The sequence below is a fragment of the Ruminococcus callidus ATCC 27760 genome, from assembly GCF_000468015.1.
In the GTDB taxonomy this organism is placed as follows: domain Bacteria; phylum Bacillota; class Clostridia; order Oscillospirales; family Ruminococcaceae; genus Ruminococcus_C; species Ruminococcus_C callidus.
On record NZ_KI260338.1, the window covers coordinates 1 to 16,769 of the forward strand.

The window sequence follows — 16,769 nt, forward strand, 5'->3', positions numbered from 1 at the left end:
TCGCCAGACGCTCTTTGTGCGGTATTGCCCTAAATATACTGCATCTGGACAGCCCCGCACAACAAAACAGGCGAAGCACCTGTACGATGCTTCGCCTGTCTGTTACGGCACACGGCGGTGCCGGCTATTACACAACTTATACCAGCTTGATGATTGCCATCTCTGCTGCGTCGCCGCGGCGAGGTCCAATCTTCACGATCTGGGTGTAGCCGCCCTTGCGGTCAGCATACTTCGGTGCGATTTCGTCAAAGAGCTTCTTTGCAACGCTCTCCTTGGTTACATAAGCCATAACCTGACGCTTTGAATGCAGATCATCCGACTTTGCGATAGTGATCATCTTTTCAGCAACTGCACGTACTTCCTTGGCACGAGTGACAGTTGTTTCGATCTGACCATTTTCCAGCAGGAATGTTACCATTCCACGCAGCATCGCCTTTCTGTGATCGGTCGGTCTGCCCAGTTTTCTGGTACCCGGCATTGTTATTCACTCCTTTTTCTAGCTGCAGAGCCGTCCCGCGGCGGGGACAGGATTCTGCAAGGCTCGGTCTTGTTGAACGTCTGATCGAAACCAGACGCTTAGTCTTCCTCACTAGCGAGATCAAAGCCCAGGGACTGGAGCTTTTCCCGCACCTCATCGAAGGACTTCTTACCGAGGTTACGGACCTTCAGCATTTCTTCCTCCGACTTGTTGATCAAATCGTCCACGGTATTGATTCCGGCACGCTTTAAGCAGTTGAATGACCGCACGGAAAGATCCAGTTCTTCAATAGTCATTTCCAGGATCTTTTCCTTACCCTTATCGTCCTTTTCTACGAGCACTTCTGCAATGCTGGCTTCATCAGAGAGATCGATGAACAGCCGGAGGTGCTCATTGAGGAGATTGGCTGCCTGAGAGATCGCTTCCTTGGCAGAGATGGTGCCGTCTGTCCACACTTCCATAGTGAGCTTGTCATAGTCTGTGACCTGACCCAGACGGGTGTCTTCTACCTGATAGTTGACTTTCAGAACAGGGGTATAGATGCTGTCTACTGCGATCACGTCGATAGGCGTATTCATCATCTGCTTGTTACGCTCTGCAGAAACGTAGCCTCTGCCCTTATCAATGACGATTTCCATATACAGCTTTGCACCCTTACCCAGAGTTGCGATATGCATACCCGGGTCGAGGATATTCACTTCAGAGTCGGTTTTGATGTCGCCGGCGGTAACTTCGCACTCGCCCTCTGCTTCGATATAGACCGTTTTCGGTCCGTCGCCGTAGAGCTTTGCGGTGAGTCCCTTCAGGCTGAGAATGATTTCCGTCACATCCTCTTTTACACCGGGAATCGTACTCAATTCATGGTGTACGCCATCGATCTTCACGGAATTCACAGCCACACCGGGCAATGAGGAGAGCAGCACACGCCGCAGACTGTTGCCAAGGGTGATACCATAGCCACGTTCCAGCGGTGCCAATACAAACTTACCGTATTTTCCGTCGCTTCGCAGATCCACTGTGTCGAGTTCCGGCTTTTCAATCTTCTCCAGCATAAAAACACCCTCCTATGCTTGGTAGCTTTGTCTGTGGTTGTTCCTGACATACCACGGCCGCAGATGCTCCTTGGTACGGCAGGACCTTGCATCAGACCACTCCTGAGGCATACGCCCCGGGAGTGATCCTTCTCTATGTTCCGTAAATTGCAAATGATTACTTGGAGTACAACTCGACGATCAGGTGTGCTGCAACCTCATAGTCCAGATCTTCCGGCTTTGCCATACGAACGACCTTTGCGGAAAAGTTTTCCTTATCCGGTTCCAGCCATACCGGTACGGTACGGTCTGCGGTCTGTTCTGCAACGTCCTTGAACTTTGCACTGTCACGGCTGCCTTCTGCCAGAGCGACTACGTCGCCTTCCTTGACACGATAAGACGGAATATTCACATGCTGGCCGTTTACGGTAAAGTGACCGTGTGTTACCAGCTGTCTTGCTTCTCTGCGGGTCAAAGCGAGACCCATGCGGAATACAACGCTGTCCAGACGGGATTCCAGACAAGCGATCAGGTTGTCACCAGCCTTGCCTTCCATCTTGCTTGCGATTTCGAACAGGTGGAAGAACTGCTTTTCGCCTACACCGTAGATGAACTTCAGCTTCTGCTTTTCCTTCAGCTGCATTCCGTATTCAGAAACCTTTCTGCGGTTTCCGGCACCCGGATTACGGTTAGACTGCTTGGAGATACCCATAACCATCGGGCTGATACCCAGATAGCGGCATCTCTTGAGAATCGGTTCTCTGCTTACTGCCATGATATATTACACCTCCTGTAAGTGTGATTAGACACGACGTCTTTTCGGCGGACGGCATCCGTTGTGGGGAATCGGAGTAACGTCCTTGATCATCTTCACTTCCAGACCAACGGTCTGCAGTGCACGGATCGCAGCTTCACGGCCGGATCCCGGACCCTTTACGTATACTTCTACAGACTTCAGACCGTGTTCCATTGCTGCCTTTGCTGCGGTTTCAGCAGCTGTCTGTGCAGCGAACGGAGTAGACTTTCTGGAGCCACGGAAGCCCAGTCCGCCAGAGCTTGCCCAAGAAATGGCGTTGCCCTGTGTGTCGGTGATGGTTACGATGGTGTTGTTGAATGTGGACTGAATGTGTACAGCACCGTTTTCAATGTTCTTACGCTCTCTGCGGCGGCGAACAACAACCTTTTTGCCTTTCTGCTGTGCCAAAACGAAACACCCTCCCTTACTTCTTCTTGTTTGCGATGGTCTTTACCGGACCCTTGCGGGTTCTTGCGTTTGTCTTGGTACGCTGCCCTCTTACCGGCAGGCCCTTGCGGTGACGCACGCCACGGTAGCAACCGATTTCAACGAGTCTTTTGATATTCAGAGCAACTTCACGGCGAAGGTCGCCTTCTACTGTGATGTGCTTGTCGATATAGTCACGCAGCTTTGCAACGTCTTCTTCGGACAGATCCTTGACGCGGACATCCGGATTGACACCGGTACCTGCCAGAATCTCATCTGCTGTGCTGCGGCCGATTCCGTAGATATAAGTCAGACCGATCTCGATCCGCTTATTCTTCGGAAGGTCTACACCTGCTATTCTTGCCATTCTTCCTGCACCTCCATGTTAAAAAATCCCGAGCTTAGCCCTGACGCTGCTTATGCTTCGGATTTTCGCAGATTACCATTACTTTGCCTTTACGCTTAATCACCTTGCATTTTTCGCAAATCGGCTTTACGGAAGGTCTTACTTTCATTGCAACTGTCCTCCTTCTCGGAACAACTGTGCAGCCGGCCGATATGCCGTCTGCATACTTTACGATAGAAAACAGCATTCCGGTTACCGGAACACGGTTTCCCTGTGCGTTATCTGCACAATTACTTGGCTCTCCAAGTGATTCTGCCCTTGGTCAGATCATAGGGCGACATCTCGACAGTCACCTTATCGCCCGGCACGATACGAATGTAGTTCATCCGCAGCTTACCGGAAACGTGTGCCAGAATGGTGTGCTTGTTTTGCAGCTCCACCTTAAACATTGCATTGGGCAATGATTCGAGAACGACGCCTTCTACCTCAATGACATCCTGCTTTGACAAATTGATAACCTCCCCAATGGGTATCTTCGGGGCGTGGACGCGTTAGTCGCACGCCTGATATTGTTTCAACACATTTCTGAGCTTTTTATCCGTGACACCGTCCAGTTCCACGAACTGATCCGTCCGCTGGAGATGACGGAGATTTTTTCGTTTCGGAGAAGCGAGCTTCCGCCGTTTGCCGTCTGCGATGAGGGCATATCCGCCGTCCACCGACAGCACCACGAAAAAATTCCCCATATCCCGTCCGGCGAGTGCACGGACCACCAGACCCTTTGTCAGTTCCATTCGGAAACCTCCGTTACGGTCGGGTGAGAATCACCGGTCCGTCCTGCGTCACTGCGATTTCATGTTCGAAATGTGCCGCAAGAGAGCCGCTGCGGGTCACGACGGTCCAGCCGTCACCGAGCACACGGACGGCATCGCCTTTTCCGTTGATCATCGGTTCAATGCAGAACGTCATGCCGGGCATCAGCCGCATGCCGTGGCCGGGCTTACCGTAATTCGGCACCTCCGGATCCTCGTGCATCTCACGGCCGATTCCGTGTCCGCAGTATTCCCGTACAATACCGTACCCACGGGAACCGCAATATTCTTCCACGGTATGGGACACATCGCCGAGGCGTGCCCCGACCTTTGCCGCATCGATCGCAGCGTAAAGGCTGGCTTCTGTCACACGCAGCAGGTCTGCCGCTTCTTCCGAAATGTCGCCCACGGCGAATGTGTATGCCGTGTCGCCGACGAATCCGTTAAAAGTTGCACCCACGTCCACGCTGACGATGTCGCCCTCGCGGATCACGCGTTTGTGACTGGGGATACCGTGAATGATCTCGTCGTTGATCGAAATGCAGGCACTTGCCGGAAAACCGCCGTATCCCAAAAAGGTAGGAACCGCACCGCAGCCCACGATGAAATCGTGAATGGATTTGTCCAGCTGCTTTGTTGTCATGCCGGGGTGCATTACCTTGCCGGCATGTACCAGAGCATTTGCAGCGATTCTGCCTGCTTCCCGCAATTTCTGTATATCAGATTTGGATTTAATGGTCACACTCATTTTACGCCCACAGCCTTCAATACCAGAGCCGTGGTATCCGCAACTTCTTCCTGTCCGATCACGGTTTCCAGCTTGCCCTGCTTTTCGTAATACGCCTTCAGCGGTTCAGTGGTCTTGTGGTACACTGCCAGACGATCCAGCACGGTTTCGGGCTGGTCATCCTTGCGGATGATGGTCTTGGCACCGCACTTGTCGCAGACACCCTCAACCTTTGACGGCTTGAACTGAATGTGATATGTTGCACCGCATCCCTCGCAGACACGTCTGCCGGAAACACGCTGCTTAATGGTTTCGTCGGGAACGAAGATCTCCAGAACCTTGTCGATCTTCACGCCCATTTCGTCCAGTGCCTCGGCCTGCGGCACGCTGCGGGGAAAACCGTCCAGAATGAAGCCATTCTTGCAGTCGTCCTGTGCAATGCGTTCCTTCAGGATCCCGATGACAATATCGTCGGAAACCAGAGCACCGCTGTCCATCGCAGCCTTTGCCTTGACACCATATTCGGTGCCGGTGCGGACTGCCTCACGCAGCATATTGCCGGTGGAAATCTGCGGAATCGACAGTGCCTGTGAGATCACTTCGGCCTGAGTACCCTTGCCGGCACCCGGTGCACCTAAGAGAATCAGATTCATGGAATATGCCTCCTTGCTTATTCGAGGAAGCCCTTATGATGACGCATCATCATTTCAGACTCCAGCGTGCGGACGGTTTCAAGTGCTACGCTGACAACGATCAGGATGGTGGTACCACCCATTGCCAGAGAACTGAGGTTCGGGTCCATCCAGTTCAGTGCGATCGGGAAGATCGCGATGATACCGAGGAAGAATGCACCCACCAGAGTGATCTTGGAGAGAACACGCTGGATATAGTCGGAAGTCGGCTTACCCGGACGAATGCCCGGAATGCCGCCGTTGCTCTGACGGAGGTTGTTGGCGATTTCGATCGGATTATACTGCATGGACACATAGAAGTAGTTGAATGCAATGATCAGAATGAAGTAGATCAGAGCGTAGGTCCAAGTTCTTGTATTAAAGAAGTTGATAAATCCGTTATAGAACTTCTGCCAGAAGCCGGTGGGATCATCATATACCGGCTTGAACAGGCTGATCGTGCTGGGCAGGGACATAAAGGACATGGCGAAGATGATCGGCATAACGCCGCTCATGCAGACCTTGACCGGAATGTGTGTAGACTGGCCGCCGTACTGCTTTCTGCCGACAACACGTTTTGCGTACTGGATCGGGATCCGGCGTTCGGAAGCGTTCATGAAGACAATGAAAGCGATCATTGCGATGAACAGGATCAGAATGCCCAGAGATTCGAAGAAGTAACGCTGGGGTTCGTTCTTGGTGAGTTCTCCCAGTGTACCTGCCATAACCGGAAATCTTGCGAGAATGCCGGCGAACAGGAGCATGGAGATACCGTTTCCGATACCCTTATCGTTGATCTGGTTGCCCATCCATACGACGATGGAGGTACCTGCGATAAAGGAAAGGATGATGACAAATGCGATAAAGACGTTGGCTGCCTTGGAACCGCCGTCCACAACTGCATTCATCTGATTCTTCAGAGTCAGATAATATGCAAAGGACATAAATACGGACAGTGCCAAAGAAACGGCAGCGGTGATTTTGTTGAGCTTTTTCTGTCCTTCTTCACCCTCATCACGCATACGCTCCAGCGGAGGCAGTGCATATGTCAGCAGCTGCATGATGATGGAAGCGTTGATGTATGGTGTGATAGACAGAGAAAATACGGTTGCCTGCGACAACGCACCACCAGTGATAATATCCAGATATTCGAGGAAGTTACCGCCGGTCGCGTTAGAAGCCATCCAGGTGCTTACCGTAGAGGTATCCAGAAACGGAACAACTACGGCACTGCCAAGACGGAAGATCAGGAGCATCAGTAATGTGTACAGGAGCTTTTTGCGGATCTCCGCAATACTCCAAGCATCTCTCAACGTCTTGAACACGTTACATCACCTCTGCTTTTCCGCCAGCCTTTTCGATTTTTTCGACTGCACTCTTTGTGAACTTTGCAGCCTTTACAGTCAGCTTGGTTGTCAGCTCACCGTCACCGAGTACCTTAACGCCGTCGCAGGTCTTCTTGATCAGACCAGCTGCCTTCAGCAGCTCTGCATCAACGACAGTACCCTCTGTGAACTTGTTCAGATCGGAAACGTTTACGATCGCGTATTCCTTTGCAAAGATGTTGTTGAAACCTCTTTTCGGGATACGTCTGGTCAGCGGCATCTGACCGCCTTCAAAACCGATGCGTACGCCGCCGCCGCTGCGGGCGTTCTGACCCTTATGGCCCTTACCTGCGGTCTTACCGTTACCGGAACCATGACCACGGCCGATACGCTTTACTTCTTTTGTGGAGCCCGGAGCCGGGGACAATTCGTGAAGCTTCATGCTATGTGCACCTCCTTAGATATTAACTTATGCTTCTGTTACCTCTACGAGGTGAGAAATTTTCTGAATCTTGCCGAGGGTTGCCTCATTTTCAGGCTGTACGCTGACATCGCCGACCTTCTTCAGACCCAGCGAATTTGCTGTAGCAATCTGATCCTTCTTGCGACCGATCAGGCTTTTTACGAGCTTGATATTCTTTGCCATTTCGCACCCTCCTTATTTGTAGATTTCTTTCACAGACTTGCCTCTCTTTTCAGCAACTTCTGCTGCTGTTGTGCAAGAAGCCAGACCGTTGATGGTTGCACGTACCACGTTGCACGGGTTGTTGGAACGCAGGGACTTTGTACGAATGTCCTTGATACCTGCAACTTCGATGACTGCACGAACCGGACCGCCGGCGATCACACCGGTACCGGGAGCAGCCGGCTTCATCAGAACTTCGCCTGCACCGAACTTTCCGACGATTTCGTGCGGAATGCTGGTACCCTTCAGCGGGATCTGAATGAGATTCTTCTTGGCATCTTCGATGCCCTTGCGGATTGCGTCCGGTACTTCGCCGGACTTGCCGAGACCGAAGCCCACGATACCGTTTCCGTCGCCTACTACAACCAGTGCAGCAAACTTCATGATACGGCCGCCCTTTACGGTCTTGGATACTCGGTTAATGGAAACGACCTTTTCAGCCAGTTCCAGTCCCTGCGGATCAATTTTAGCCAAAGTAATACCTCCCCTGTTTTAGAACTTCAGTCCGTTTTCTCTTGCACCCTCAGCGAGTTCCTTGACTCTGCCGTGGTACAGATAGCCGCCTCTGTCGAATACAACATCCGTGATGTTCTTTTCTGCTGCACGCTTTGCGATCATTTCGCCAACCTTGCGAGCACCATCGACATTGCCGCCTTCGCCTTCAAATGCCTTATCCATGCTGGATGCGGAAGCCAGTGTTACACCATTGACATCATCGATCAGCTGTGCATAGATGTGCTTTGTAGAACGGTAAACGCTCAGACGGGGACGCTCAGGAGTACCGGAGATCTTCGACCGAACTCTTGCGTGTCTTTTTGCTCTGGCTTTCTTGCTATCCATCTTTTTAATCATAGCGGTTTACTCCTTTCTGCTTACTTCTTGCCCTTGCCGGCTTTACCTTCCTTGCGGATGATACGCTCGTCGACATAGTGGATACCCTTGCCCTTATAAGGCTCCGGCGGACGCTTTTCACGTACTTCTGCGGCAAACTGGCCAACCTTCTGCTTGTCGATACCACTTACGACAATGGTATTCGGCTGCGGAACGTCCAGCTTGATGTCGTCATTCTCAGATACGATGACCTGGTGAGAATAACCCAGATTCATGACAACGTCCTTGCCCTTCTTTGCGGCACGATAGCCGACACCCTCGATGATGAGGGTCTTGGAGTAACCGTTGGTTACGCCTTCGATCATATTTGCAATCAGTGTTCTGGCCAGACCGTGCAGGGAACGGTGTTCCTTGTCATCAGTCGGACGAGTTACGATCACTTCGCCGTTTTCTACTGCGATGCCCAGTTCCTTGGAGAACTGTCTGGACAGTGTGCCCTTTGCACCCTTTACGGTAACCAGATTTTCGTTGCACTTTACTTCAACGCCGGAAGGAACACTGATCGGTTTTTTTCCTATTCTTGACATAATCCTGTGTCCTCCTTACCAAACGAATGCTAAAACTTCGCCGCCGACGTTCAGCTCACGAGCCTTCTTGTCTGTCATAATGCCCTTAGAGGTAGAAACGATTGCAATACCCAATCCCTTGCGTACCTTCGGCATATCTTCACAACTGGAATAGATACGCAGACCCGGCTTAGAAACCCGACGCAGACCGGTGATGACCGGAGAACGATTGTCTGTATACTTCAGTGTGATGCGGATCACGCCCTGCTTGCCGTCCTCAATTACCTGAAAGCCCTTGATATAGCCTTCGTCCAACAGGATCTGGGTAATTGCCTTCTTGACATTGGAAGCGGGAACGTCAACTGTGGCGTGCCGTGCGGAACTCGCATTACGAATTCTTGTCAGAATGTCTGCTATTGTATCTGTAATCTGCATGCCAATGACCTCCTTTTCGTAGAACTCCTTTTTACCAGCTTGCCTTCTTTACGCCCGGGATCTTGCCCTCATGAGCCAGCTCGCGGAAGCAAACACGGCAGATGCCGTACTTTCTCAGATAAGAATGGGGTCTTCCGCAAATCTTACAACGGGTGTAAGCACGAGTGGAAAACTTGGGAGTTCTCTGCTGCTTTAATTTCATTGCTTTTTTTGCCATGACTGTTTCCTCCCTGATTACTTCGCGAACGGTGCACCGAGCAGAGAGAGCAGTTCTTTTGCTTCCTCATCGGTCTGTGCCGTTGTGATGAAGTTGATATCCATACCTCTTACCTTATCGATCTTATCGTACTCGATTTCCGGGAAGATCAGCTGTTCCTTGATACCGGTAGAGTAGTTGCCCTTACCGTCGAAGGAGTTGCCGTTGATGCCGCGGAAGTCACGTACGCGGGGGAAGCTGACATTAAACAGCTTGTATACGAACTCATACATCTTTTCGCCACGCAGGGTTACTTTTACGCCGATCGGCATGCCCTCACGCAGTTTGAAGTTTGCGACAGACTTCTTTGCACGGCAAACGACCGGCTTCTGACCGGTGATTGCTGCCAGATCTGTCATGATCGCATCGATCACCTTTGCATTTTCCTTTGCTTCGCCGGCTGCTACGTTTACAACAACCTTGTCGAGCTTCGGGATCTGCATGACATTTTCATAGTTGAATTTCTTCATCATTGCAGGAGCAACGGTGCTATTGTAGTAATCTTTCAATGTAGACATATCGTTTCTCCTTTACTCAAAAGATTTGCCGCACTTCTTGCAGACACGCAGCTTCTTGCCGTCTTCGATCACATGACCAACTCTGGTCGGCTGACCGCACTTCGGGCAAACCAGCTGTACCTTAGATGCGTACAGTGCACCTTCGGTTTCCACAATGCCGCCGACCTGACCCATGCGGGTCGGCTTTACGTGCTTGGTTACGACGTTGAAGCCTTCAACGATAACTTTGCCTTCCTTCGGGCTGACAGCTACGACCTTACCGGTCTTTCTGCCCTTGGACTTGTTGTCCTTATCGTTGTACAGATATTCGTCCTTACCAGTCAGCAGGATAACGGTGTCGCCTGTTTTTACGTGTACCTTACTCATCTTGACACCTCCGCCTTACAGTACTTCCGGAGCGAGGCTCAGGATCTTCATATAATCCTTATCACGGAGCTCTCTTGCTACCGGCCCAAAGATACGAGTGCCCTTCGGGTTTTTGTCATCACGAATAATTACAGCAGCGTTCTCATCGAAGCGGATATAGGTTCCGTCTTCTCTGCGAAGGCCCTTCTTAGAACGAACGATTACGGCCTTGACCACATCGCCCTTCTTTACCACGCCGCCGGGTGTTGCTTTCTTAACAGATGCGACTACGACATCGCCGATATTGGCATATCTTCTGCGAGTGCCGCCGAGAACTCTGATGCACATCAGTTCTTTCGCACCGGTGTTATCCGCAACCTTCATATAAGACTGCATCTGAATCACAGCGAGTTCCTCCTTTCAGAATCGCTTCCGACCTTATCGGAAACCGTTCTGTTTGTACTCTATAGATGTTTTCGACTTACTTTGCCTTTTCGATGATCTCGATCACACGCCATCTCTTGTCCTTGGACAGCGGGCGGGTCTCCATCACTTCAACGCGGTCGCCGACTCTGCACTCGTTCTTTTCGTCGTGTGCCTTCAGGCGAACGGTTCTCTTGACAATCTTCTTATACAGCGGGTGTTTTACATTGTCGATGATTGCAACAACGACGGTCTTATCCATCTTATCGCTGACAACCATGCCGACTCTGGTTTTTCTCAAATTTCTCTCAGCCACAGTAAAACCCTCCTACTTACTGCTGTGCAGACAGACGCAGTGCTGTCTTTACACGAGCAATGTCCTTTTTAACAGCCTTAATGCGAGCTGTATTTTCAAGCTGATTTGCTGCGAGCTGGAAACGAAGTGCAAAGAGCTCTTCCTTCAGGCTGTCCAGCTTTGCGTTCAGCTCATCTACCGGCATATTTTTGATCTCGGTTGCTTTCATTACTGCTCGCCTCCTTTTTCAGCCTTTACAAACTTACACTTGATCGGCAGCTTGTGCATTGCCAGACGCATTGCTTCGCGTGCGGTTTCTTCCGGTACGCCAGCAATTTCGAACAGAACTCTGCCCGGCTTAACAACAGCTACCCAGTACTCCGGAGCACCCTTACCGGAACCCATTCGAGTACCCAGCGGCTTCTTAGTCACGGGCTTATCCGGGAAGATCTTGATCCAAACCTGACCGCCACGCTTGATATAACGAGTCATAGCGATACGGGCTGCTTCGATCTGGTTTGAGGTGATCCATGCCGGTTCCAGTGCCTGGATACCGAACTCACCATTGCTTACGAAATTACCTCTGGTTGCCTTACCCGTCATACGTCCTCTGTGTACGCGACGGTATTTTACTCTCTTAGGAAGCAGCATTACTGGTTACCTCCTTCTCTTCTAGCATCGCGGCGGAAATTGCCGCCATTTCTGCGGTCACCGTTCCGGTTGTCACGACGGCGGCGGTCATCTCTGCCTCCGCGGTTGTTGTCCCGGGACTTTCTCTCTACCTTTTCTCTCTGAGCGGCAGCCTTAGCAGCGTCACCCTTGAGAACTTCGCCCTTATAGATCCAAACCTTTACGCCGATACGGCCGTAAGTGGTGTGGGCTTCTGCGAAACCATAGTCGATGTCAGCACGAATGGTCTGCAGCGGAATGGTACCTTCGTGATAGCTTTCGGAACGAGCGATTTCTGCACCGCCCAGTCTGCCGGAAACCTTTGTCTTGATACCCTTTGCACCCAGACGCATGGTTCTGCCGATAGACTGCTTCATAGCACGGCGGAAGGAGATACGATTCTCCAGATCCAGTGCGATCTTTTCAGCTACCAGCTGTGCATCCATATCCGGCTGCTTTACTTCTACGATGTTGACATAAACCTGCTTGTTCAGCATTTTTTCCAGCTGTGCACGCAGCTTTTCGATCTCTGCACCGCCACGGCCGATAACAACGCCCGGCTTTGCACAGTGAATGTGGATTCTAACCTTATCTGCGAAACGCTCGATCTCGATCTTCGGAACACCTGCTGCATACAGGTTCTTCTTGATGAACTTACGAACGTTGTAATCTTCTACCAGCGTATCGCCGAAGTCAGACTTATTCGCAAACCAGCGGGAATCCCAATCTTTAATGACGCCGACACGGAGACCGTGCGGATTAACCTTCTGGCCCATAACTCAACCTCCTACTGGATTTTACTCTTCTTCTTTCAGAACAATCGTAATATGTGAAGTTCTCTTCAAAATGCGATAGGCTCTGCCCTGTGCTCTCGGCATGATCCGCTTCATGATCGGACCTGCGGTAACGAAGCACTCTGCAACATAAAGATTATCCTTATTCATGCTGTGATTATTTTCTGCATTTGCAATTGCGGACTTCAAAAGCTTTTCCAGCAGCGGGCTGGCAGCCTTCGGAGTGAGGTCCAGAGTTGCCAGTGCGATATCCACAGGCTTGTTACGAATCAGATCCAGAACGATCTGTACCTTGCGAGGTGAAATGCGGGCATTTCTCAGATATGCTCTTGCTTCCATGTGATCTCCTCCTTCCGCTTACTTTCCGTTATTGGATGTCTTGGAACCAGCGTGACCCTTAAAGGTTCTTGTCGGTGCGAATTCACCCAGTTTGTGTCCTACCATGTCTTCTGTGACATATACCGGCACGTGCTTGCGGCCGTCATGCACAGCGATGGTGTGGCCTACGAAATCCGGGAAAATGGTAGAAGAACGGCTCCATGTCTTGAGCACTTTCTTCTCGCCGGCTTCGTTCATTGCCTGTACACGCTTGAGGAGGACTTCCTGGACGTAAGGTCCCTTTTTGATACTTCTGCTCATGAGTGTGTTCCTCCTTTCCCTTATCTACCGTTGCGGCGTTTTACAATATACTTATCGGATGCCTTGTGCTTTGCACGGGTCTTATAACCCAGAGCCGGCTTACCCCACGGAGTAACAGGTCCCGGACGACCGATCGGAGATTTACCTTCACCACCACCGTGCGGGTGATCGTTCGGGTTCATAACAGAACCTCTGACAGTCGGTCTCCAGCCCTTGTTTCTCATGCGGCCAGCCTTACCATAGTGTACGTTTTCGTGGTCAACGTTAGAAACCTGACCGATAGAAGCACGGCACTCGATCGGCACTTTTCTCATTTCGCCGGAGGGCAGACGAACCAGTGCGAACGCACCTTCCTTGCCCATCAGCTGTGCCATGTTGCCTGCACTGCGGACCAGCTGAGCACCCTTGCCCGGATACAGTTCAATCGCATGAATGAAAGTACCTACCGGAATGTCAACCAGCTTCAGTGCGTTGCCCGGCTTGATGTCTGCATCAGAACCGGAACGAACAGTGTCGCCTACCTTCAGACCGTCAGCTGCCAGAATGTAACGCTTTTCGCCGTCTTCATACTGAACCAGAGCGATGAAAGCACTTCTGTTCGGATCGTATTCCAGAGTCAGAACAGTTGCATTCATGCCGTCCTTGCTGCGTTTGAAATCGATGACACGATATTTTCTGCGGTTTCCGCCGCCTCTGTGGCGAACGGTGATTCTGCCGTAGCTGTTGCGGCCCGAGTTCTTCTTCAGCGGCTCGAGCAGGCTCTTCTCCGGCTTTACCTTCGACAGACCCGAATAATCGGTCACAGTCATATTTCTGCGAGAGGGGGTCGTCGGTTTATAGGTCTTAATGGCCATTCTTTTTCACTCCTCATAAAATGCCAGATTTGCGGGAGCATTACTCCCATACTTGTTACGATCGTTGCCGTAACTTAGAACATACCGTCGAAGAATTCGATGGTACCCTTACGCTTCTTGCCGTCCTTGTCCGGAGTCGGCTCCGGATTGATGGTGATGACAGCCTTCTTGAAGTCCGGACGCTTGCCGACGCTTCTGCCCATACGCTTGGTGTGACCGGTGCAGTTTACGGTGTTTACCTTCAGAACCTGTACCTGAAACAGTTCTTCTGCTGCCTTTGCAATCTCAACCTTGTTGGCGTCCTTTGCAACCTTGAAAGTGTACTTGCTCTCAGCCATGTCGTCGACGCTGCGTTCGGTGATGACCGGAGTCAGAATAATATCCTGTGCTGCTTTCACTTTGCATACACCTCCTCGATTTTTGCGACAGCATCCTCTGCAACGATGAACTTGTCATAGTTGAGGATGTCATATACATTCAGGGTGTTGACAGCTGCTGTCTTCACGCCTGCGATATTTGCTGCACTCTTAACGACCTTCTGGTCAGCCTCAGCGGTAACCAGCAGAGCCTTGCCCTCTACGTTCAGTGCCTTGAGCATTGCAACGATGGTCTTGGTCTTGAATTCTTCCACCTTCAGGCTGTCCAGAACGATCATGTTCTGATCCAGAACCTTTGTGGAAAGTGCAGACTTCATAGCAAGTCTTCTTGCCTTCTTGTTCAGAGCGTAACGATAGTCACGGGGCTTCGGGCCCAGTGCAACGCCGCCGTGTGTCCACTGCGGAGCACGGATGGAACCCTGTCTTGCGTGACCTGTACCCTTCTGTCTCCACGGCTTTCTGCCGCCGCCGGCAACCTCAGTACGAGTCAGAGTGGACTGTGTACCCTGACGCTGATTTGCCAGATAATTTACGACCATTGCATGCATCACTGCCTCGTTAGGAGTCACTGCGAAAACTGCATCCGAAAGTTCTCTCTCAGATACCTGCTTGCCAGCCATATCCAATACTGCAATCTTTGCCATTGATGTTTCCTCCTTCCTTACGCTTTCACGCTGTCAGTGATGACAACAATTCCGCCCTTGATGCCCGGGATCGCACCCTTGATGGCAATCAGGTTATTTTCACTGTCAACCTTTACGATTTCCAGATTCTGTACGGTAACCTTTTCAGCACCCATGTGACCTGCCATGCCCTTGCCCTTGTAGATACGGGACGGAGAGGAGCATGCACCCATGGAACCAGCCTGACGGTGAACCGGGCCAGTACCGTGAGTTTCCTTCAGTCTGTGCTGATTGTGACGCTTGATCGCACCTGCAAAACCTTTACCCTTGCTGGTACCGCTGACATCAACACTGTCGCCTACTGCGAAGGTGTCTGCCTTTACGACATCGCCTACGTTCAGGGCTGCACAGTCTGCCAGACGAAATTCCTTCAGCGTCTTCTTGGCAGCAACGTCTGCCTTTGCGAAGTGACCCTGCATCGGCTTGGTAACGTGCTTGGTCGTTACATCGCCGAAGCCCAGCTGAACTGCTTCATAGCCGTCGTTTTCGGTTGTCTTCTTCTGAATGACAACGCACGGACCGGCTTCTACAACAGTTACCGGAATCACTTTTCCGGCTTCATCGAAGATCTGAGTCATGCCGACCTTCTTGCCGATAATTGCTTTCTGCATTTTGATTTCCTCCTGTTGGTTATTGGTTGACGAGTCAGATCCGTCAACATGACCGCGGCATGCCTGCCGCTGTGCGGTGGTTTTCCACCGCTTTCAGAATCAGAGATTCTTACTTGAGTTCCATCACGATGTCTACGCCTGCCGGAATTTCCAGCTTCTGCAGAGCCTCGGTGGTCTTCTGTGTCGGACGTACCACGTCGATCAGACGCTTGTGTGTACGACGCTCGAACTGCTCACGGCTGTCCTTGTACTTGTGAGTTGCACGCAGGATTGTGATGATCTCCTTATCGGTCGGGAGTGGGATCGGACCCGAAACCTGAGAACCACTTCTCTTTGCTGCCTCTACGATCTTAGCTGCTGCTGCATCTACAGTTGCATGCTCATAGCCCTTGATCTTGATTCTGATTTTTTCGTTGACTGCCATTCTTTTCGCCTCCTTTGTACTATTGGGGGCTGGAGAATCGCTTCTCCATCAGGAACTTTCCACGCCGCCGGGTGTTCCCAGCATCTGTTTATAAAAAAGCTCGAAAACCAAAGATGTTTCCGAGCCGGCATAAACAGCAGTACAGCACGAACCGGCATAGCTGTCGCCATGCGGAACTAGTGTGTACACAGACTGTGTCGTTATCCTGATTCGCCCGGTTTGAAATCGGACATACTCCACGAAAATTCCCCGACATACCGCCAGCAACCTTTCGCTTCATCGCATATCTATTGCAATCACGCTTGTATATTATAGCATGTCTGCAAAAGAATTGCAAGCCCCTGCGGGCATTTTCTTCCGATTATTTTGTAAACTTTTCGTGAATCCAGAAAAAGCGGCTGTCCGAGCCGAAACAGCCGGCAAAATCACAGGCGGCTGCCCGTGTCAGGCATTATAAATGGTATGTCGGTTTTCTGCTCCGGCAGTTGTTTCCCAGAAACAACTCTAACTCTTGCTCTTACTCTATCTCTATCTCTTACTCTACGTCACATTGTGCACCGCACGTGTCACAATGTGCATCATACGGTGCACAGGGCGTGATTACCCTTGTAGTGCAGGGCTTTTCTGACACAGGCGGGACGATGTGGGCATCGTCCCCTACGAGTGAACGGCGGACTAAGGGATTTTGCTGTGAAATCTGCAACTCCAAAAAATCCACCAGAACCCCTCCACCAGCTTCGCTGGTCCCCCTC

32 protein-coding genes are annotated in these 16,769 nt (G+C 51.2%); all 32 read right to left on the minus strand.

Translation table 11 applies throughout. The features are described from left to right. Window positions 1-136 precede the first annotated feature (136 nt). Window positions 137-478: a 50S ribosomal protein L17 gene (gene rplQ / locus RUMCAL_RS03875; RefSeq protein WP_021681237.1), complete on the minus strand. Its 342-nt coding sequence runs from the start codon at window positions 476-478 to the stop codon at window positions 137-139. Window positions 479-576: 98 nt separating this feature from the next. Continuing rightward, the gene (locus RUMCAL_RS03880; RefSeq protein ID WP_021681238.1) at window positions 577-1,530 is read right to left on the minus strand and encodes a DNA-directed RNA polymerase subunit alpha; all 954 of its coding nucleotides are present in this window, start codon (window positions 1,528-1,530) and stop codon (window positions 577-579) included. A 157-nt stretch (window positions 1,531-1,687) separates the two neighbouring features. Then, entirely contained in the window at window positions 1,688-2,284 is a 597-nt protein-coding gene (gene rpsD, locus RUMCAL_RS03885; protein WP_021681239.1) for a 30S ribosomal protein S4, read from the minus strand. Window positions 2,285-2,311: 27 nt separating this feature from the next. Continuing rightward, complete coding sequence (gene rpsK / locus RUMCAL_RS03890) at window positions 2,312-2,713, minus strand: 30S ribosomal protein S11 (RefSeq protein WP_021681240.1); 402 nt, start codon at window positions 2,711-2,713, stop codon at window positions 2,312-2,314. A 16-nt stretch (window positions 2,714-2,729) separates the two neighbouring features. Next, a complete protein-coding gene (gene rpsM, locus RUMCAL_RS03895; RefSeq protein WP_021681241.1) occupies window positions 2,730-3,098 on the minus strand; it encodes a 30S ribosomal protein S13 in 369 nt (122 codons plus the stop codon). Window positions 3,099-3,132: 34 nt separating this feature from the next. Then, the gene (rpmJ, locus tag RUMCAL_RS03900) at window positions 3,133-3,246 is read right to left on the minus strand and encodes a 50S ribosomal protein L36 (RefSeq protein ID WP_000868342.1); all 114 of its coding nucleotides are present in this window, start codon (window positions 3,244-3,246) and stop codon (window positions 3,133-3,135) included. A gap of 121 nt (window positions 3,247-3,367) precedes the next feature. Beyond that, window positions 3,368-3,586, minus strand: a complete 219-nt coding sequence (gene infA / locus RUMCAL_RS03905; protein WP_021681242.1) for a translation initiation factor IF-1 — start codon at window positions 3,584-3,586, stop codon at window positions 3,368-3,370. 42 nt (window positions 3,587-3,628) lie between these two features. Next, on the minus strand, window positions 3,629-3,871 hold the full coding sequence (locus tag RUMCAL_RS03910) for a KOW domain-containing RNA-binding protein (protein ID WP_021681243.1): 243 nt from the start codon (window positions 3,869-3,871) through the stop codon (window positions 3,629-3,631). Between the two features lie 13 nt (window positions 3,872-3,884). Further along, entirely contained in the window at window positions 3,885-4,637 is a 753-nt protein-coding gene (gene map / locus RUMCAL_RS03915; RefSeq protein WP_021681244.1) for a type I methionyl aminopeptidase, read from the minus strand. Next, a complete protein-coding gene (locus RUMCAL_RS03920) occupies window positions 4,634-5,269 on the minus strand; it encodes an adenylate kinase (RefSeq protein WP_021681245.1) in 636 nt (211 codons plus the stop codon). The genes map and RUMCAL_RS03920 overlap by 4 nt, the downstream gene beginning before the upstream one ends. 17 nt (window positions 5,270-5,286) lie before the next feature. Further along, the gene (gene secY / locus RUMCAL_RS03925; protein WP_021681246.1) at window positions 5,287-6,612 is read right to left on the minus strand and encodes a preprotein translocase subunit SecY; all 1,326 of its coding nucleotides are present in this window, start codon (window positions 6,610-6,612) and stop codon (window positions 5,287-5,289) included. Between the two features lies 1 nt (window position 6,613). Next, window positions 6,614-7,054 (minus strand): 50S ribosomal protein L15, encoded by a 441-nt coding sequence (rplO, locus tag RUMCAL_RS03930; protein WP_021681247.1) that lies wholly within the window; start codon window positions 7,052-7,054, stop codon window positions 6,614-6,616. Window positions 7,055-7,081: 27 nt separating this feature from the next. Next, window positions 7,082-7,258, minus strand: a complete 177-nt coding sequence (gene rpmD, locus RUMCAL_RS03935) for a 50S ribosomal protein L30 (protein WP_021681248.1) — start codon at window positions 7,256-7,258, stop codon at window positions 7,082-7,084. A 12-nt stretch (window positions 7,259-7,270) separates the two neighbouring features. Further along, window positions 7,271-7,771, minus strand: a complete 501-nt coding sequence (gene rpsE / locus RUMCAL_RS03940) for a 30S ribosomal protein S5 (protein ID WP_021681249.1) — start codon at window positions 7,769-7,771, stop codon at window positions 7,271-7,273. Between the two features lie 18 nt (window positions 7,772-7,789). After that, complete coding sequence (gene rplR / locus RUMCAL_RS03945; RefSeq protein WP_021681250.1) at window positions 7,790-8,149, minus strand: 50S ribosomal protein L18; 360 nt, start codon at window positions 8,147-8,149, stop codon at window positions 7,790-7,792. 20 nt (window positions 8,150-8,169) lie between these two features. Then, window positions 8,170-8,715 (minus strand): 50S ribosomal protein L6, encoded by a 546-nt coding sequence (gene rplF / locus RUMCAL_RS03950; protein WP_021681251.1) that lies wholly within the window; start codon window positions 8,713-8,715, stop codon window positions 8,170-8,172. A gap of 15 nt (window positions 8,716-8,730) precedes the next feature. Beyond that, complete coding sequence (gene rpsH / locus RUMCAL_RS03955; protein ID WP_021681252.1) at window positions 8,731-9,129, minus strand: 30S ribosomal protein S8; 399 nt, start codon at window positions 9,127-9,129, stop codon at window positions 8,731-8,733. A gap of 31 nt (window positions 9,130-9,160) precedes the next feature. After that, window positions 9,161-9,346 (minus strand): type Z 30S ribosomal protein S14, encoded by a 186-nt coding sequence (locus tag RUMCAL_RS03960; protein WP_021681253.1) that lies wholly within the window; start codon window positions 9,344-9,346, stop codon window positions 9,161-9,163. A gap of 17 nt (window positions 9,347-9,363) precedes the next feature. Further along, complete coding sequence (gene rplE / locus RUMCAL_RS03965; protein WP_021681254.1) at window positions 9,364-9,903, minus strand: 50S ribosomal protein L5; 540 nt, start codon at window positions 9,901-9,903, stop codon at window positions 9,364-9,366. Window positions 9,904-9,915: 12 nt separating this feature from the next. Continuing rightward, a complete protein-coding gene (rplX, locus tag RUMCAL_RS03970) occupies window positions 9,916-10,269 on the minus strand; it encodes a 50S ribosomal protein L24 (protein ID WP_021681255.1) in 354 nt (117 codons plus the stop codon). Between the two features lie 15 nt (window positions 10,270-10,284). Then, on the minus strand, window positions 10,285-10,653 hold the full coding sequence (gene rplN / locus RUMCAL_RS03975; RefSeq protein WP_040646895.1) for a 50S ribosomal protein L14: 369 nt from the start codon (window positions 10,651-10,653) through the stop codon (window positions 10,285-10,287). 76 nt (window positions 10,654-10,729) lie between these two features. Beyond that, complete coding sequence (gene rpsQ, locus RUMCAL_RS03980) at window positions 10,730-10,987, minus strand: 30S ribosomal protein S17 (protein WP_040646897.1); 258 nt, start codon at window positions 10,985-10,987, stop codon at window positions 10,730-10,732. A 16-nt stretch (window positions 10,988-11,003) separates the two neighbouring features. After that, entirely contained in the window at window positions 11,004-11,195 is a 192-nt protein-coding gene (gene rpmC, locus RUMCAL_RS03985) for a 50S ribosomal protein L29 (protein WP_021681258.1), read from the minus strand. Beyond that, the gene (rplP, locus tag RUMCAL_RS03990; RefSeq protein WP_021681259.1) at window positions 11,195-11,617 is read right to left on the minus strand and encodes a 50S ribosomal protein L16; all 423 of its coding nucleotides are present in this window, start codon (window positions 11,615-11,617) and stop codon (window positions 11,195-11,197) included. The genes rpmC and rplP overlap by 1 nt, the downstream gene beginning before the upstream one ends. Continuing rightward, complete coding sequence (rpsC, locus tag RUMCAL_RS03995) at window positions 11,617-12,411, minus strand: 30S ribosomal protein S3 (RefSeq protein ID WP_021681260.1); 795 nt, start codon at window positions 12,409-12,411, stop codon at window positions 11,617-11,619. Before rpsC ends, rplP begins: the two co-directional genes overlap by 1 nt. A gap of 21 nt (window positions 12,412-12,432) precedes the next feature. Next, window positions 12,433-12,768: a 50S ribosomal protein L22 gene (gene rplV, locus RUMCAL_RS04000; RefSeq protein WP_021681261.1), complete on the minus strand. Its 336-nt coding sequence runs from the start codon at window positions 12,766-12,768 to the stop codon at window positions 12,433-12,435. An 18-nt stretch (window positions 12,769-12,786) separates the two neighbouring features. Further along, on the minus strand, window positions 12,787-13,068 hold the full coding sequence (gene rpsS, locus RUMCAL_RS04005; RefSeq protein WP_021681262.1) for a 30S ribosomal protein S19: 282 nt from the start codon (window positions 13,066-13,068) through the stop codon (window positions 12,787-12,789). A 20-nt stretch (window positions 13,069-13,088) separates the two neighbouring features. Continuing rightward, on the minus strand, window positions 13,089-13,922 hold the full coding sequence (gene rplB, locus RUMCAL_RS04010; RefSeq protein ID WP_021681263.1) for a 50S ribosomal protein L2: 834 nt from the start codon (window positions 13,920-13,922) through the stop codon (window positions 13,089-13,091). A 74-nt stretch (window positions 13,923-13,996) separates the two neighbouring features. Continuing rightward, entirely contained in the window at window positions 13,997-14,320 is a 324-nt protein-coding gene (gene rplW / locus RUMCAL_RS04015) for a 50S ribosomal protein L23 (RefSeq protein ID WP_021681264.1), read from the minus strand. Next, window positions 14,317-14,943: a 50S ribosomal protein L4 gene (gene rplD / locus RUMCAL_RS04020; RefSeq protein ID WP_021681265.1), complete on the minus strand. Its 627-nt coding sequence runs from the start codon at window positions 14,941-14,943 to the stop codon at window positions 14,317-14,319. The genes rplW and rplD overlap by 4 nt, the downstream gene beginning before the upstream one ends. A 17-nt stretch (window positions 14,944-14,960) precedes the next feature. Continuing rightward, complete coding sequence (gene rplC / locus RUMCAL_RS04025) at window positions 14,961-15,593, minus strand: 50S ribosomal protein L3 (RefSeq protein WP_021681266.1); 633 nt, start codon at window positions 15,591-15,593, stop codon at window positions 14,961-14,963. A gap of 109 nt (window positions 15,594-15,702) precedes the next feature. Continuing rightward, a complete protein-coding gene (rpsJ, locus tag RUMCAL_RS04030; protein ID WP_021681267.1) occupies window positions 15,703-16,017 on the minus strand; it encodes a 30S ribosomal protein S10 in 315 nt (104 codons plus the stop codon). Window positions 16,018-16,769 lie beyond the last annotated feature (752 nt).